Origin of the sequence: Achromobacter aegrifaciens (genome assembly GCF_902859965.1) — a bacterium.
Taxonomy (GTDB): domain Bacteria; phylum Pseudomonadota; class Gammaproteobacteria; order Burkholderiales; family Burkholderiaceae_B; genus Achromobacter; species Achromobacter aegrifaciens.
In genome coordinates, this window is sequence record NZ_CADIKO010000002.1 from 525,148 (window position 1) to 539,638 (window position 14,491).

General features: G+C 67.0%; 11 protein-coding genes. 5 read left to right on the forward strand and 6 right to left on the reverse strand.

The window, feature by feature from the left end; translation table 11 throughout:
• Positions 1–129: 129 nt before the first annotated feature.
• Positions 130–1,740, forward strand: coding sequence for an ArnT family glycosyltransferase (locus HV793_RS13680; protein ID WP_175213343.1), 1,611 nt, complete (start codon positions 130–132; stop codon positions 1,738–1,740).
• Positions 1,741–1,814: 74 nt separating this feature from the next.
• On the opposite strand, the gene HV793_RS13685 is transcribed toward HV793_RS13680, so the two are convergent.
• Positions 1,815–4,043 (reverse strand): NADP-dependent isocitrate dehydrogenase, encoded by a 2,229-nt coding sequence (locus HV793_RS13685; RefSeq protein WP_175213344.1) that lies wholly within the window; start codon positions 4,041–4,043, stop codon positions 1,815–1,817.
• A gap of 516 nt (positions 4,044–4,559) precedes the next feature.
• Here HV793_RS13685 and ilvA point away from each other — a divergent pair.
• Positions 4,560–6,146: a threonine ammonia-lyase, biosynthetic gene (gene ilvA, locus HV793_RS13690; protein ID WP_119451545.1), complete on the forward strand. Its 1,587-nt coding sequence runs from the start codon at positions 4,560–4,562 to the stop codon at positions 6,144–6,146.
• A 10-nt stretch (positions 6,147–6,156) separates the two neighbouring features.
• On the opposite strand, the gene HV793_RS13695 is transcribed toward ilvA, so the two are convergent.
• Positions 6,157–7,092, reverse strand: a complete 936-nt coding sequence (locus HV793_RS13695; RefSeq protein ID WP_175180912.1) for a hypothetical protein — start codon at positions 7,090–7,092, stop codon at positions 6,157–6,159.
• A gap of 59 nt (positions 7,093–7,151) precedes the next feature.
• The gene (kdgD, locus tag HV793_RS13700; protein WP_054454508.1) at positions 7,152–8,066 is read right to left on the reverse strand and encodes a 5-dehydro-4-deoxyglucarate dehydratase; all 915 of its coding nucleotides are present in this window, start codon (positions 8,064–8,066) and stop codon (positions 7,152–7,154) included.
• A gap of 303 nt (positions 8,067–8,369) precedes the next feature.
• On the opposite strand from kdgD, the gene HV793_RS13705 reads away from it, so the two are divergent.
• Positions 8,370–9,347, forward strand: a complete 978-nt coding sequence (locus tag HV793_RS13705; protein ID WP_175213345.1) for a Bug family tripartite tricarboxylate transporter substrate binding protein — start codon at positions 8,370–8,372, stop codon at positions 9,345–9,347.
• A gap of 144 nt (positions 9,348–9,491) precedes the next feature.
• The gene (locus HV793_RS13710; protein ID WP_082401004.1) at positions 9,492–9,848 is read left to right on the forward strand and encodes a hypothetical protein; all 357 of its coding nucleotides are present in this window, start codon (positions 9,492–9,494) and stop codon (positions 9,846–9,848) included.
• A gap of 27 nt (positions 9,849–9,875) precedes the next feature.
• On the opposite strand, the gene HV793_RS13715 is transcribed toward HV793_RS13710, so the two are convergent.
• Positions 9,876–10,835, reverse strand: a complete 960-nt coding sequence (locus HV793_RS13715) for a LysR family transcriptional regulator (RefSeq protein WP_054454505.1) — start codon at positions 10,833–10,835, stop codon at positions 9,876–9,878.
• 161 nt (positions 10,836–10,996) lie between these two features.
• Here HV793_RS13715 and HV793_RS13720 point away from each other — a divergent pair, with 161 nt between their 5' ends.
• A complete protein-coding gene (locus HV793_RS13720) occupies positions 10,997–12,703 on the forward strand; it encodes a thiamine pyrophosphate-dependent enzyme (RefSeq protein WP_175213346.1) in 1,707 nt (568 codons plus the stop codon).
• Here the strand turns inward: HV793_RS13720 and HV793_RS13725 are convergent.
• Together HV793_RS13725 and HV793_RS13730 are read right to left on the reverse strand one after the other, a co-directional pair.
• On the reverse strand, positions 12,691–13,434 hold the full coding sequence (locus HV793_RS13725) for a class II aldolase/adducin family protein (RefSeq protein WP_054454502.1): 744 nt from the start codon (positions 13,432–13,434) through the stop codon (positions 12,691–12,693). The two genes, HV793_RS13720 and HV793_RS13725, sit on opposite strands and share 13 nt — an antisense overlap.
• 16 nt (positions 13,435–13,450) lie before the next feature.
• A complete protein-coding gene (locus HV793_RS13730) occupies positions 13,451–14,443 on the reverse strand; it encodes a Bug family tripartite tricarboxylate transporter substrate binding protein (RefSeq protein WP_119451503.1) in 993 nt (330 codons plus the stop codon).
• Positions 14,444–14,491: the final 48 nt, after the last annotated feature.

The following is a 14,491-nucleotide window of genomic DNA, read 5'->3' on the forward strand; positions in this document are numbered from 1 at the left end:
GAAATCTTGCATTTTCCTGAACCTTTCCCGGATCCCCATGCCTTTTGCTTCCCATTCCGCGGTGCCCCCGCAGCAGCTTGCTTCCGCTCAGCGCCGCCTCTCTGAGCGCGCCTTGCCGGAGCGCCGGGCATGAGCGTTTCCATGACCGCATCGATGGCGCCTGCGGCGCGCCGCGCTGCCTTTCCAGGCTGGCTGGTGCTGGCGTGCCTGGCTCTCTGGCTGGGCGCGCTGGCCTGGGCCCGCTGGCTGACCTTGCCCGACGAAGGCCGTTACGCCGGAGTGGCCTGGGAGATGCTGCGCAGCGGCTCGCCCATGGTGCCGCTGCTTGACGGCATGCCGTACTTCCACAAGCCGCCGCTGTATTACTGGCTGGCCCAGATCAGCTATGTGCTGTTCGGCGTGCACGAATTCAGTGCGCGGCTGCCGTCGCTGCTGGGCGCCTGGAGCGCGGGCGCCGGGCTCTATGCCTTCGTGGCGCGCTACCGCAATGCCGCGCAAGCGCGCTGGGCCGTGGTGATCCTGGGCATGATGCCGCTGTTCTTCGGCGCCGCCCAGTTCGCCAATATGGACATGCTGGTGGCCAGCATGATCACGCTGTGCGTGCTGGCAGCCGCCGACACCGTCTTGCGCCGCGCCGCAGGGCGGCCGTTCCGCGCGATGTCGGTGGCCACGGGCGTGCTGGCTGCGCTGGCGGTGCTGGCCAAGGGGCTGATCGGAGTGGCGCTGCCCGGCGCCATCGTGCTGGCCTGGCTGCTGCTGCGCCGCGACTGGCCCGGCGTGCGCGCCTTGCTGTGGGTGCCAGCCTTGCTGGCGTTCGCGGCAGTGGCGGTGCCGTGGTTCTGGCTGATGGAGCTGCGCTATCCCGGCTTCTACCAGTACTTCTTCGTCTACCAGCAGTTCGAGCGTTTTTCGCAGGGAGGCTTCAACAACGCGCAGCCGTTCTGGTTCTACCTGCCCATCGTGGCGGGGTTGGCGCTGCCGTGGTCGATTTGGGGCGCGTCGGTCTTCAGGCCGTCTTACTGGCGCGAGACCGATCCGCAGGGCCTGCGCCGCCTGGCGGCGATCTGGATGGCGGTCGTGATCGTGTTCTTTTCCATCCCGCATTCCAAGCTGATCGGCTATGTGCTGCCGGTGTTTCCGCCGCTGGCGTTCCTGGTCAGCGAGCGTATCGCGCCTGCCTGGGCGGCGGGCAAGCGCAGGGGCGTCTGGATCGCCGCCGGGGTGTCGGCCGTGATCTGCCTGGCCGCGGTCATCGTCGGGGCATCGAATCCGCGCGGCAGCGCGGGGCCGCAGGCGCGGGAACTGCGCGGCGAAATGCAGCCGCAAGACATACAGGTCGCGCTGCATGCCTTGCCCTTCGACCTGGGTTTCTATACCCAGGCCCGCGAGCCCGCCTGGATCGTTGACGACTGGCGGAACCCCGATATCCCCAAGCGGGACAACTGGCGCAAGGAGCTGTACGACGCGGCGCAATTCGATCCGGCCACGGGCAAGCGCGTGCTGATCGGCGACCAGGACTTGCGTCTGCGCATGTGCGAGGCCGCCGACGGGGCGCGTTTCTGGATCTGGGGCCAGAAGGAGGACGGCGGACGATATCCCGTACTCAACGGCGTGGCCGCGCGGCTTGCAAGCGAGAAGCGGAGTATTTGGCGCATCGACGTGGACGCGGCGTTGCGCCAGCGTGCGTGCGCCGGTCTGCCGTCCGCCAATCCGACCCCAATGCCGCAGCCCGGGCCCTGAACCCGAGCGCATGAAAAAAGGCCGGCTGCCCGAGGGCTGCCGGCCTTTTACTTGCCGCTATGCGCGGCAGGCGCTTAGCCGATCGAGGCCAGGGCCTGGTTCAGCGTGGCGCTGGGGCGCATGGCCTGGCTGGCGAGGGCTTCGTTGGGCTGGTAGTAGCCGCCGATGTCGACGGGCTTGCCCTGGGCAGCCTTCAGTTCGGCCAGGATCTTGTCCTCGCCGTCGGCCAGCGCGCGGGCCGGCGCCGCGAACAGGGCAGCCAGTTCGCGGTCGTCAGTCTGCGCGGCCACGGCCTGGGCCCAGTACATGGCCAGGTAGTAGTGGCTGCCGCGGTTGTCCAGGCCGCCGACCTTGCGCTCGGGCGACTTGTTCTCGTCCAGGAACTTGGCGGTCGCCAGGTCCAGGGTCTTGGCCAGGACCTGTGCGCGGGCGTTGCCGTAGCTGCGGCCCAGGTGGTCCAGCGATTCTGCCAGGGCCATGAACTCGCCCAGCGAATCCCAGCGCAGGAAGCCTTCTTCCAGGAACTGTTGCACGTGCTTGGGGGCGGAACCGCCCGCGCCCGTTTCAAACAGGCCGCCGCCGGCGACCAGCGGCACGATCGACAGCATCTTGGCGCTGGTGCCCAGTTCCATGATGGGGAACAGGTCGGTCAGGTAGTCGCGCAGCACGTTGCCGGTCACCGAGATGGTGTCCAGGCCTTCGCGGATGCGCTTGACCGAGAACTTGGTGGCTTCCACCGGGCTCAGGATGCGCAGATCCAGACCGCTGGTGTCGTGGTCCTTCAGGTAGTGCTTGACCTTGGCGATGATCTGCGCGTCGTGGGCGCGGTTTTCGTCCAGCCAGAACACGGCGGGCGTCTTGGTGGCGCGGGCGCGGGTGACGGCCAGCTTGACCCAGTCCTGCACGGCGGCGTCCTTGGTCTGGCACATGCGCCAGAGGTCGCCGGCTTCGACGGCCTGTTCCAGCAGCACCTTGCCCGCGGCGTCCGTGACGCGCACGGTGCCGGCAGCCGGGATGACGAAGGTCTTGTTGTGCGAGCCGTATTCCTCGGCGGCCTGGGCCATCAGGCCGACGTTGGGCACGCTGCCCATCGTGACCGGGTTGTAGGCGCCATTGCGCTTGCAGTCTTCGATGACGGCCTGGTAGACGCCGGCGTAGCTGCGGTCGGGGATCACGGCCTTGGCGTCCTGCAGGTTGCCTTCGGCGTTCCACATCTTGCCCGAGTCGCGGATCATGGCGGGCATGGACGCGTCGACGATGACGTCGCTGGGCACGTGCAGGTTGGTGATGCCGCGGTCGGAGTTCACCATGGCCAGCTGCGGCAGCGTCTTGTAGCCGGCGTCGATGTCAGCGGTGATCTCGGCCTGCTTGTCAGCGGGCAGGGACTGGATCTTGGCGTACAGGTCGCCGATGCCGTTGTTGGGATCGAAGCCCGCTTGCTTGAGCGCGTCGGCGTGCTTGGCCAGCACGTCCTTGTAGAACACGGACACGACGTGGCCGAAGATGACCGGGTCGGAGACCTTCATCATCGTGGCTTTCAGGTGCACCGAGAACAGCACGCCGGTGGCGCGGGCATCGTCGATCTGGGCTTGCAGGAAGGACTTCAGCTTGGCCGTGGACAGCACGGCGGCGTCGATGATCTCGCCGGCCTTGACCGGGGTCTTTTCCTTCAGGACGGTCTTCGCGCCGTCGGCGGCGGTCAGTTCGATCTTGACGTCGCCGGCTTCCGAAATCAGCGCCGACTTTTCGGTGCCGTAGAAGTCGCCTTCGCTCATGTGGGCGACGTGCGACTTGGAGTCAGCCGACCAGGCGCCCATCTTGTGCGGGTGCTTGCGGGCGTAGTTCTTGACGGACAGCGGGGCGCGGCGGTCGGAGTTGCCTTCGCGCAGGACCGGGTTCACGGCGCTGCCCTTGACCTTGTCGTAGCGGGCCTTGACGTCGCGCTCGGTGTCGTTGGCGGGGGCGTCCGGGTAGTCGGGCAGCTTGTAGCCCTGGTCCTGGAGTTCCTTGATGGCGGCCTTCAGCTGCGGCATGGACGCGCTGATGTTGGGCAGCTTGATGATGTTGGCTTCGGGCTGCACGGCGAGGGCGCCGAGTTCCGACAGGGCATCGCCCAGTTTCTGGCTGTCTTCGAGGTAGTCGGGGAAGACCGAGATGATGCGGCCGGCCAGCGAGATGTCGCGGGTCTCGACCGTGATGCCTGCGGGCTTTGCGAAAGCCTGGACGATGGGCAGCAGCGAACGGGTTGCAAGCGCCGGAGCTTCATCGGTGAGGGTATAGATAATCTTCGGAGTAAGAGACATGATCCTTGAATCTGTTCGGCAGGCGCTAGGCGCAAACCCGAACATGCTATGCGGCCAGAAGCCGGTAGATGTTGTCGGAGAGTGGGTTCGTATGGGCAAGCACGCGGACGCGTCCAGGACCTGGTCGGAAGGCGTATACCCAACATGGCTGGCGCCTGCCCTTTTTTGATTTGGGGAAGTGCGACTGCCACGAACCTTCCATTGTAATACCGCGCTACGCCTGCTGCGCAGCAAAAACCCGCGGATTCGGCCGGGATGTGGCCATAATGGCGCCAAATTAAACGGGGACATATCAAATCAGGCGCGCCATGGCCGATTGCCCGTTTGACAAAGCGCCGCACAAGGAGGAAGCTACGTCCCCATGAATTTCCGCGCCGTCCGCATTTCGCTGATTATTACCATCATTCCTGGAATGGTGGGTTAGCGCGCGACCGCAACAGTCACAGCCACCCGCCCCACGAGGCGGGTTTTTTGTGGCCGCCTCTGCCGGGCAAGCACACCGAAGCAGAGAGCCAGATGCACCACACCCCGCAAGCCAGCCAGCAAACCGCCACGCCGACCGCATTCCAGGACGGCCGGGCCACGCCGATGGAATACCTGAGGCAGATCCTGACCGCCCGCATTTACGACATCGCCCGCGAAACCGAGCTGGACCGCGCCCGCGGCCTGTCGGCCCGGCTGGGCAATCCGGTCTACTTCAAACGCGAGGACAATCAACCGGTCTTCTCCTTCAAGGTGCGCGGCGCCTACAACAAGATGCGCAATACGCCGCAGGCCGCGCTGGATCGCGGCGTGATCACGGCGTCCGCCGGCAACCATGCGCAGGGCGTGGCGATCTCGGCGGCCAGGATGGGTGTGCGCGCCATCATCGTGGTGCCGCAGACCACGCCGCAGGTGAAGGTGGATGCGGTCAAGGCGCATGGCGGCCCCACGGTGACGGTGGTGCAGGCGGGCGATTCGTATAGCGATGCCTACGGCCACGCCCAGAAGCTGGCCAGCGCGCAGGACCTGACCTTCATCCCGGCCTTTGACGATCCCTATGTGATCGCCGGCCAGGGCACGGTGGGCATGGAAATCCTGCGCCAGCACGCGGGCCCCTTGCATGCTGTCTTCGTGCCGATCGGCGGCGGCGGGCTGGCCGCGGGCGTGGCGACCTACATCAAGGCGGTGGATCCGGGCGTCAAGGTCATCGGCGTGCAGACCGAGGATTCCTGCGCCATGTCGCTGTCCATGCAGGTGGGCGAGCGGGTCAACCTGCCCGAGGTGGGCCTGTTCTCGGACGGCACGGCGGTCAAGCTGGTGGGCGAGGAGACCTTCCGCCTGTGCCGTGAACACCTGGACGAGATCATCCTGGTGGATACGGATGCGGTCTGCGCGGCGATCAAGGACGTATTCCTGGACACGCGCAGCGTGTTGGAGCCGGCCGGCGCGCTGGCAGTGGCCGGGCTGAAGAAGTACGTGGAACGCGAAGGCGTGCAAGGCCTGCCCATGGTGGCGGTGACCTCGGGTGCGAACATGAACTTCGACCGCCTGCGCTTCGTGGCGGACCGCGCCGAGGTCGGCGAAGCCCGCGAGGCGGTCTTTGCCGTGACGGTGCCGGAAGAGCGCGGCAGCTTCCGCCGCTTTTGCAGCGTGATCGGCCAGCGCAGCGTGACGGAATTCAACTACCGCATCGCCGATGCGCGTACCGCTCACATCTTCGTCAGCATGCAGATCTCGCGGCGCGGCGACGCCGCGGAAATCATGACGGCGCTGCAGGAGCAGGGTTTCTCCGTCGGCGACCTGAGCAACAACGAAGTATCCAAGCAGCACATCCGCTACATGGTGGGCGGCCGCTCGCCGCTGGCAGCCGGCGAGCGCCTGTTCCGCTTCGAGTTTCCTGAGCGTCCCGGCGCCCTGATGAAGTTCCTGTCCGAGATGGCGCCCAACTGGAACATCAGCCTGTTCCACTACCGCAACCAGGGCACGGAGTTCAGCTCAGCGCTGGTCGGCATCCAGGCTCCCTTGGCGGACAGCGCCGCGCTGGACGCATTCCTGCGGCAGTTGGGCTACGCCCATACCGAAGAAACCGCCAACGAGGCCTATCGCCAGTTCCTGATCTGAGCGGGCGAGATCAACCCGGCGCGCAGCCAGGCTTGCGCGGCAGGGCCACGCCCGGCTGCAGGCGCAGCGCGGCGCGCCCCTGCGCCGCCTGCGTCAGCTGCAGGGTGGCGGCGCGCCAGGCCGGCACGTCGTCGAAGGCCACGTCGGGCGCGGCCGACGTCTTGGATAGCGCGTCCGGCCGGTCGAACTGGATCGCGGGCAGGCGCAGGCAAGGGTCCTTGAAATCCAGGCGGGCCAGTTCGCGCCCGTCGCTCATGCGCACCGCGCGGAACGCCACCGGAGTGTCCACGAACTTGGTGATGGCCGGCACGATCTGCAGATAGCCATCGGCATCCTTGACCCGCTTGGTGGGCTCGATCTCGATCACGTCCCTGCCTGGCGGCACGGCCAGGTAGGCCACGCCGTCGGCCACGTCCAGCAACTTGCCCGGGCCCAGGTTCAGGGCGGCAAGCGGCGCGTGGCGGATCATCACGGTTTCGTTCCAGGAAGTCTGGACGCGTGTCCAGCCGGGCAGGCGCGCGTCTTCGAAGCGGGTCGTGGAGATGCGGTCGCGCTCGGGCTTGGCGGACAAGGCCAGGCGCTCGACCCGCAGCGCGCCGTTGGCCACGCGCAGTTGCGCCAGCACGGTATTGGCGCTGGAACTGGTGAAGTAGGCCAGCACGGCGTCCGTTTCCAAGGCCTTGGCGGTGGACGCGCAGAAGAAGGCGCGGGCCTCGATGCGCTGGCCATCGGGATAGAGCAGGGCGCCGACGTCCTTGCCGCAAAGCGGCTGGCCCCGGTAGGTGATGGTGGTGGCGCGGGTGGTCTGCCGCTGGCCGGTGTTCCAGTCGCTGCGGCTGCCGGTGGCGGCTTCGACCACCAGTCCATGGTTGTCGTAGACCACGTCTGCGCCCGCGGGCGCGGCAAGCATGCTGAGCAGAAACGCGAGGCTGCGTCGACGCGCCATGGTCGGACTCCCTGGTGTGGCTGGACGGGTCTATATATACCACCGCCAGGGAGCGTCTCTTACTGCGGGCCGAGCTTGCGGATCAAGGCGTCCAGCATCTCCAGTTCTTCAGTCCGCAAGTCCGTCAGAGGCGCGCGTACGGGACCCGCATCGTGACCGACCAATTTGGCGCCGGCCTTGACGATGCTGACGGCATATCCCGGCACGCGGTTGCGGATGTCGAGGTACGGCAGGAAAAAATCGTCCAGCAGGCGGTTGGTGGTGTCATGGTCGCCCGCGGCGATCGCGCGGTAGAAGTCCATGGCCATACGCGGCACGAAATTGAACACGGCCGACGAATAGACCGGCACGCCCAGCGCGCGGTAGGCGGCGGCATAGACCTCGGCCGTGGGCAGGCCGCCCAGGTAGGAAAAGCGGTCGCCCAGCTTGCGGCGGATGCGCACCATGGCTTCGATATCGCCCACGCCGTCCTTGAAACCCACCAGGTTGGGGCAGCGTTCGGCCAGTTGCGCCAGGCTGTCGGCCGACAGGCGCGACTGTGCGCGGTTGTAGACGATGACGCCGATGTTCACGGATTTGCAGACCTGCTCGACGTGCGCCGCGATGCCCTGTTGCGAAGCCTCGGTCAGGTAGTGGGGCAGCAGCAGTATGCCCTTGGCGCCCAGGCGCTCGGCTTCTTGCGCGTAGGCGATGGCAGTGCGGGTCGGACCGCCCGCGCCGGCCAGGATGGGAACCTTGCCCGCGCAGGTCTGCACCGCGGTGCGGATGACGTCGGCGTATTCCTCTGGCGCCAGCGAAAAGAACTCGCCCGTGCCGCCGGCGGCGAACAGGGCCGTCGCGCCGTAGGGCGCCAGCCATTCCAGGCGCTGCGCATAGTTCCTGGCGTTGAAGTCGCCGTTCTGGTCGAAATCGGTGACGGGGAAAGACAGCAAGCCTTCCGAAACGATGTGCTTGAGTTCCTGCGGGGTGGTCATGTTGCGTTGATCCGTATGGGGCGCCATCGAACGGCAAAGTCTGCCGGCAGCCTGGTTAAGTGGTAAGTCATCGTACAACATGAAATATCTCCATTCAAGGCAAATTCATTGCCGTAGGAGCCGGGATAGGTGCATACCCGATAAGGATATATTTTGCTTTCCAATAATAATTTCGTAGTTGTACGATGACTATGGTCTAGCCGGACGAAGCTGGCGCAGGTGCGCGCGGCGGCCGTTCCCAAAAGGCTGCGGCAGTGCGCCGGGGACGGCGTCCGCGCACAAGATAATTCCAGAGGAGACTGCATGAACCCGAGCAAGAGACAATTCCTGGGCGGCGCTGCGGCGCTATGCCTGTCGCCGTGGTTGCCGGCATGGGCGCAGCCGGGCGACTGGCCGACGCGCGCGGTCCGCATCATCGTGCCTTACCCGCCCGGCGGCTCGTCGGACATCATCGCGCGCATCCTGGCGCCGCGCCTGGCCGACGCCCTGAAGCAGACCGTGGTGGTCGAGAACAAGCCTGGAGCCAATGGCAACCTGGGCGCCGGCCTGGTGGTGCAGGCGGCGCAAGAGGGCCATACCGTGCTCTTGTGCGACGTGGGGGCGCTGGCGATCAGCCCGTCCGTGTACACCAAGCTGTCTTTCGATCCGTCCAAGGACTTGCGCGCGGTCGGCATGCTGGCCTATTCGCCGCACGTGCTGGCCGTGCATCCCGACGTGCCGGCCAAGACGGTGCCCGAACTGGTGGCCCTGTCGAAGAAGCAGCGCCTGAACTTCGCGGTCACGGCGATCGGCAGCGCGCCGCATCTGGCCGCGGTCGCTGTGCAGCAGGCGACGGGCGCGCAATGGGAGTATGTGCCCTACAAGGGCGGTTCGCAGGCGGTGACGGACACCATAGGCGGGCAGACCCAGGTCATCATGAATGGGTTGCTGGCCACGTTGCCCCACATCAAGGCCGGCAAGCTGCGGCCGATCGCGATCTCCAAGCGCGAACGCATGCAACTGGTGCCTGACATCCCCACCATTTCCGAACAGGGCGTGGCGGGCTTCGAGTCCGGCACCTGGCAAGGGGTGATGGCGCCCGTGACCACGACCGATCCCGTCGCCGTCCGCTTGTCGGAACTGATGGCGCAGATCGTCAACCAGCCGGACGTGAAGGCGCAGTTGAACGAACAGGGCGCTGAAATCGTCACCCGCAATCCCGCCGAACTGGCGCAGTTCTTCAACAGCGAACGCGCGCGCTGGGCGTCGGTGGTGAAAAGCGCGGATATCCGGCTGGATTGACGGCGGGGCTGCCTGGACAGGCATTCAGGCGCGGGAGCACACTGGAATCATCCCGCGTCCGTCCAGGCCCCGGCGCGACGCGGGCCCGGGCTGCGCAGGCAACATCGCGCGCGGCCGCAGACCAGGGGCAGAGGGGCTGCAGCCATGAAAATTCTTTGCGCCGCCGCGCTGCTGGCGGCGGCCTGCGGGCCAGCCGTCGCGCAAGGCGCCGGACCCGCGGTTCCCCAACCCCCGCCTTCGGCCCGCGTCATACCCGATGCCTGCGTCGGCGCATCATGTCCCCGGCTGGTCAATCCGGGCGCTACCCAGGAACCCTGCCTGGGCACCGGTTGCGCCACCGCCGGCAGGCCGCCTGGCCCGCCCGCGCCGCCCTCCAGCGGACCGAGCCGGCAGCCCGGCTGGATGAGCCCCGCGCCATCCCGCCTGCCGCCGATGCCGGCGCAGCGCGGCGTGCCGACGGGGCCGCTGACGCCTGCGCCGCCGTTGCCGGTGCCGAGGTGATGCGGGGGGATGGAAGGCGGCAAAACCTCATGGCGGTGCCGACCGCGCATCCGCCATCCGCATGTACGACCGATAAGGCTCCGCCTCAACCATGTCCCGCAGCAATTCACGCAGGATGTCCTGCACTATCTTCACCGCCTGCGTCAGCGGCCGGTTCGATGCGGTAGCCAGCATCAGGCGGGTGGACAGGGCGGGATTGACGATCCTGCGGGCGACGAGCTGGCCGCTGTTCAATTCGCCTACCACCGCAGGCAGGGCCAGCACCGTGTGGGCCAGTCCGTTCAAGACGATTTCCTTCATCAGTTCCAGCGCGTCCATTTCGAACACGACATTCAGGGGCGCATCGGCCTGCGCTGCCGCCTGTTCCAGCGTGCGGCGCAGGCCATGGCTGCGCGTGGGCAGCGCCAGGGGCAGATCGCCCAGCTGAGCGAAGTCGATGGAGGGCAAGGCCCGCGCGGCGGGGGACAGGTTCTGTGCGGGCGATACCAGCGCCAGGTCCAGCTCGGCCAGGGGATCGACCACCACGTGCTGGGAACGCCGCGCATCGTGCAGCACCGCGATGTCGACGCGGGCGTTGGCCAGCCATTCGTGCACATAGCCGCTGTAGCCGGTGATGACGTTGAGCTGGATGCGCGGATGGCGCTTCCAGACTGCCGCCACCAGCGGCATGCCGACCATGTGGGACAGCGTGGGCGTCAGGCCCAGCGTGACCTGGCCGGAGGGCGATTTCTGCTCGTCATGGAATTCGGTCACCACCCGCGCCATTTGCGCCAGCAAGGGGCGCAGGCTATCCAGCAGTTTCTCGCCTTCCGGGGTCAAGGACACGCCGCGGCCGTTGCGATAGAGCAGGGCGCAGCCGCATTCGTCTTCCAGCTTTCTGACCTGGCGGCCCAGCGCCGATTGCGCGATGCCCAGCACCGAGGCGGCCTTGGAGAAGCTGCCCGAGTCGGCCACGTGGATCAGGTTTTCGATCTTGCGCAGGTCCATCGCGATGTCTCGCCGCCAGCGCTTGCGGGCGGCTCCTCCATGTGTGCGTTTTTTGTATATCTGATAGGCACAGTATGCCTACATGGCCTGCCGCCAGCCACCCTAGAATTCCTGCGTATCAGACCCGCGCCTGCGCGCTTGCCCTTGGTTTCCTGCCATCCATGACACCTGCTGCCGAACTGAACACGTCTTCCCACGCCTTGCTCGGGGTCTTCGCCCGCAACGGCATCGACCGGGTCTTCCTGGTCCCTGGCGAAAGCTATCTGGGCGTGCTCGATGCCTTGCACGATTTCGCCGGCATCGACGTGGTGACCTGCAGGCACGAAGGGGGCGCGGCATTCATGGCGTGCGCCGATGGCCGGTTGACGGGCCGCCCGGGGGTGGTCATGGTGTCCAGGGGACCGGGCGCGGCGAATGCGGCCATCGGCGTGCATGCCGCGCAGCAGGACGGCGTGCCGCTGATCCTGCTGATCGGGCAAGTGCCGCGCAAGGACCTGCGCAAGGAGGCCTTCCAGGAGATCGATTACCAGAAGATGTTCGGTTCGATCGCCAAATGGGTGCATGAGGTGGCGGCGCCCGAGGACGTGGCCTGGGCCGCTTTCAAGGCTTTGCGCGTGGCCACTTCGGGTACGCCAGGGCCAGTGGTGCTGGTGGTGCCGGAAGACGTCCAGCAGGCCTGCGTGCCGCAACCGGACTGGGTGGCCGAGCCGGCCAGTCCCGCGCAGCCGGCGCCCGCCGCGCTGGCGCGACTGCAAGCCTTGCTGGACGCCGCCTGCAAGCCGCTGATCATTGCCGGGGGCGCCTTCAACGCGCCGGGCGGCCGCGAGGCGCTGCGGCAGCTGGCGGAGCGGCACGGCATACCGGTGGCAGTATCGTTCCGCCAGCATGACTTGTTCCCCAACACGCATCCGCTGTACGCCGGCGACCTGGACCTGGCGACGCAGCCCGCGCAGGTGGAGGCGTTCGATTCCAGCGATCTGATCCTGGCCTTGGGCACGCGCCTGGGCGACATCACCACCCAGGGCTACACGTTTCCGGCCTATCCCAGGCCGTCGCAGACGCTGGTGCATTGCCATGCCGACGCGCATTTCGTGAACCAGCACTTTGCGGCGGACGTGGGCATCATCGCGGATCCGGTGGCTACGGCGCAGGCGCTGGCCGCGCTGCCGGCGGCGGACCGTGGCGGGCGCGAGGACTGGGCGGAATCCTTGCGCGCGATCCGCGAGCGCTCCGCCGCCTGGCCCGATCCAAAGGCCGACGATGGCGTGCCCTTCGTGTCGGTGGTGCGAGCGCTGGCCGAACAGGCGCCGCCGGACCTCATGGTTTGTCTGGACGCGGGCACCTTCGCGGCGCCGGTGTATCGCCACTTTCCCTTCGTCTACCCGCAACGGCTGATGGCCTCGCAATCGGGCGCCATGGGCTACGGCACGCCGGCGGCGATTGCCTCGCAGCTGCGCAATCCGCATGGCAAGGTGGTGTGCCTGGTTGGCGATGGCGGCTTCATGATGACGGGCAACGAGATGATGGCCGCGGCCGAGCGCGGACTGCCGGTGTTCTTCATCGTCTCCAACAACAATTGCTATGGCTCCATTCGCCTGCATCAGGCGCGCACCTATCCCGGGCGCTACTCGGGCACCAATCTGGCAAGTCCCGATTTCGCGATGATGGCGCGCGCCTTCGGCATGCAGACCGAGTATGTCACCCATCCGGACCAGGTGGCCGCGGCCATCGCCCGCGGGCTGGCCTCGGCCGCGCCGTACTTCGTGGAGGTCAAGACCAGCCTCGCCGCGATCCTGCCGGACGGCGCGGACAGCGCGGCCGGCATCGACCTTCTGGGGCGAGACCAGGCAGGGGCTCAATCGCGGTAGCCAGGATCCTTCCTGTCCATCAGACGCACCATGGCCGGCCATTCCAGTTCGCCGAAGGGGCGGCGCGTTGTCGGCTGATACAGGTGCCAGGTCTTCTCGACGACCTCTGGCGGCGGCACGCATAGTTCGCGGTTGGCGGCCAGGGCGTCGACCTGCGCCTTGCAGGCCATCTCCAGCCAATACAGTGTGTTGAATGCCTGCGCGATGCTCGGGCCGGCGGCTAGCAGGCCGTGGTTGCGCAGGATCATCGCCTCGGACTGGCCCAGGTCCGCCACCAGGCGCGCGCGCTCGTCCAGGTCGATGGCCACGCTCTCATAGTCGTGGTAGGGAATCTTGGCGAAGCGCATGGCGGTCTGGGTCAGCGGCAGCAGGCCGCATTGCAGCGCCGATACCGCCATGCCGGCCCGCGTGTGGGTATGGATGACGCATTGCACGTCGTGGCGCGCGCCGTGCACGGCGCTGTGGATCACGTAGCCCGCAGCGTTGATGCCGTACTCGCCGGGATTGTCCAGCACGTTCCCGTCCAGGTCTATCCTGATCAGGCTGGAAGCGGTGATTTCGTCGTACATCATGCCGTAGGGATTGATCAGCAGATGGCCCTCGGGCCCGGGTATGCGCGCGGTGATGTGGTTGTAGATGAGATCGCTCATGCCAAAGTGGGACACCAGCCGGTAGCAGGCGGCCAGTTGAATGCGGGTGTCGCGTTCCGCGGGGCTCATGGCTTTTTGCATGGTTCGGGTCTCCGGTTCAGTCGCTGGCCTTGACGTTGAAATCGCGGACCACCTTGCCCCACGATTCGTATTCGGATTTCATCAGCGCGCCGAACTCGGCGGGCGTGGCGGTGGTGCGGACCTGGGCGCCCAGGTCCGCCAGCTTGTCGCGCACGGCGGGGTCTGCCAGCACGGCGTTGACCTCGACGGCCAGCTTCTGCTGGATCTCGGGCGGGATGCCGGCGGGCGCGATCAGGCCCAGCCAGGCGCCCATGTCGAAACCGGGGTAGCCCTGTTCGGCGACGGTGGGCACCTCCGGCAGGCTCGCGACCCGCTCAGGGGTGCTGACGGCGATCGCCTTCAGGCGTCCGGCTTTAACCAGGGCCAGCGAGGACACCATGGTGTCGAAGGTGGCGTAGGTCCGCCCGCCCACGATATCGGTCTGCGCCTGGCTGCTGCCTTTGTAGGGCACGTGGATCATGCTGGCGCCGGCCTTGGCCAGCAGCACCGAGGTCACCAGATGGCTGGTGGTGCCGACGCCGGTGGTGGCGTAGGTGTACTGGTTCGGTTTGGCCTTCACGGCAGCGAGGAAGTCCTGCAGGTTGTTGGCCGGATTGTCGGGGCTGACGACGAACAGGTAGGGCAGCCAGGTCAGCAGGCCGATGGGCGCGAAATCCTTGCGCGCGTCGTAGTTCAGGTTGGGATAGACATGCGGGTTGATGGCTTGCGGCGCGGACGCGCCGATCATGAGCGTATAGCCGTCGGGCTTGGCGCGCGCGCCCAGGCCGGCGGCGATGGAGCCGCCCGCGCCAGGCTTGTTCTCGACGATGAACTGCTGGCCCAGACGCTGCGCCAGGCGGTCGCCGACCATGCGGGCGACGGTGTCGGTGGCCGTGCCGGGCGGGAATCCGACCAGGATCGTGACGGGCTTGGAGGGATAGGGGGCTTGCGCCCAAGCCGGCCCGGCTGCGGCCCAGGCTGTGGCGGCCAGCATGGCGGCCAGCGCGGCTCGCCTTGTCGCATTGCGCATCGTAGTCTCCAGTCATTGTTCTGATGGCGGGAGAGCGCCTGCGCCTGC

What these genes read in the sequence shown, in the direction of transcription:
- HV793_RS13680 (WP_175213343.1), top strand. Translation starts at nt 130, where the DNA reads ATGAGCGTTTCCATGACCGCATCGATGGCGCCTGCGGCGCGCCGCGCT.
- HV793_RS13685 (WP_175213344.1), bottom strand. Translation starts at nt 4,043, where the DNA reads ATGTCTCTTACTCCGAAGATTATCTATACCCTCACCGATGAAGCTCCG.
- ilvA (WP_119451545.1), top strand. Translation starts at nt 4,560, where the DNA reads ATGCACCACACCCCGCAAGCCAGCCAGCAAACCGCCACGCCGACCGCA.
- HV793_RS13695 (WP_175180912.1), bottom strand. Translation starts at nt 7,092, where the DNA reads ATGGCGCGTCGACGCAGCCTCGCGTTTCTGCTCAGCATGCTTGCCGCG.
- kdgD (WP_054454508.1), bottom strand. Translation starts at nt 8,066, where the DNA reads ATGACCACCCCGCAGGAACTCAAGCACATCGTTTCGGAAGGCTTGCTG.
- HV793_RS13705 (WP_175213345.1), top strand. Translation starts at nt 8,370, where the DNA reads ATGAACCCGAGCAAGAGACAATTCCTGGGCGGCGCTGCGGCGCTATGC.
- HV793_RS13710 (WP_082401004.1), top strand. Translation starts at nt 9,492, where the DNA reads ATGAAAATTCTTTGCGCCGCCGCGCTGCTGGCGGCGGCCTGCGGGCCA.
- HV793_RS13715 (WP_054454505.1), bottom strand. Translation starts at nt 10,835, where the DNA reads ATGGACCTGCGCAAGATCGAAAACCTGATCCACGTGGCCGACTCGGGC.
- HV793_RS13720 (WP_175213346.1), top strand. Translation starts at nt 10,997, where the DNA reads ATGACACCTGCTGCCGAACTGAACACGTCTTCCCACGCCTTGCTCGGG.
- HV793_RS13725 (WP_054454502.1), bottom strand. Translation starts at nt 13,434, where the DNA reads ATGCAAAAAGCCATGAGCCCCGCGGAACGCGACACCCGCATTCAACTG.
- HV793_RS13730 (WP_119451503.1), bottom strand. Translation starts at nt 14,443, where the DNA reads ATGCGCAATGCGACAAGGCGAGCCGCGCTGGCCGCCATGCTGGCCGCC.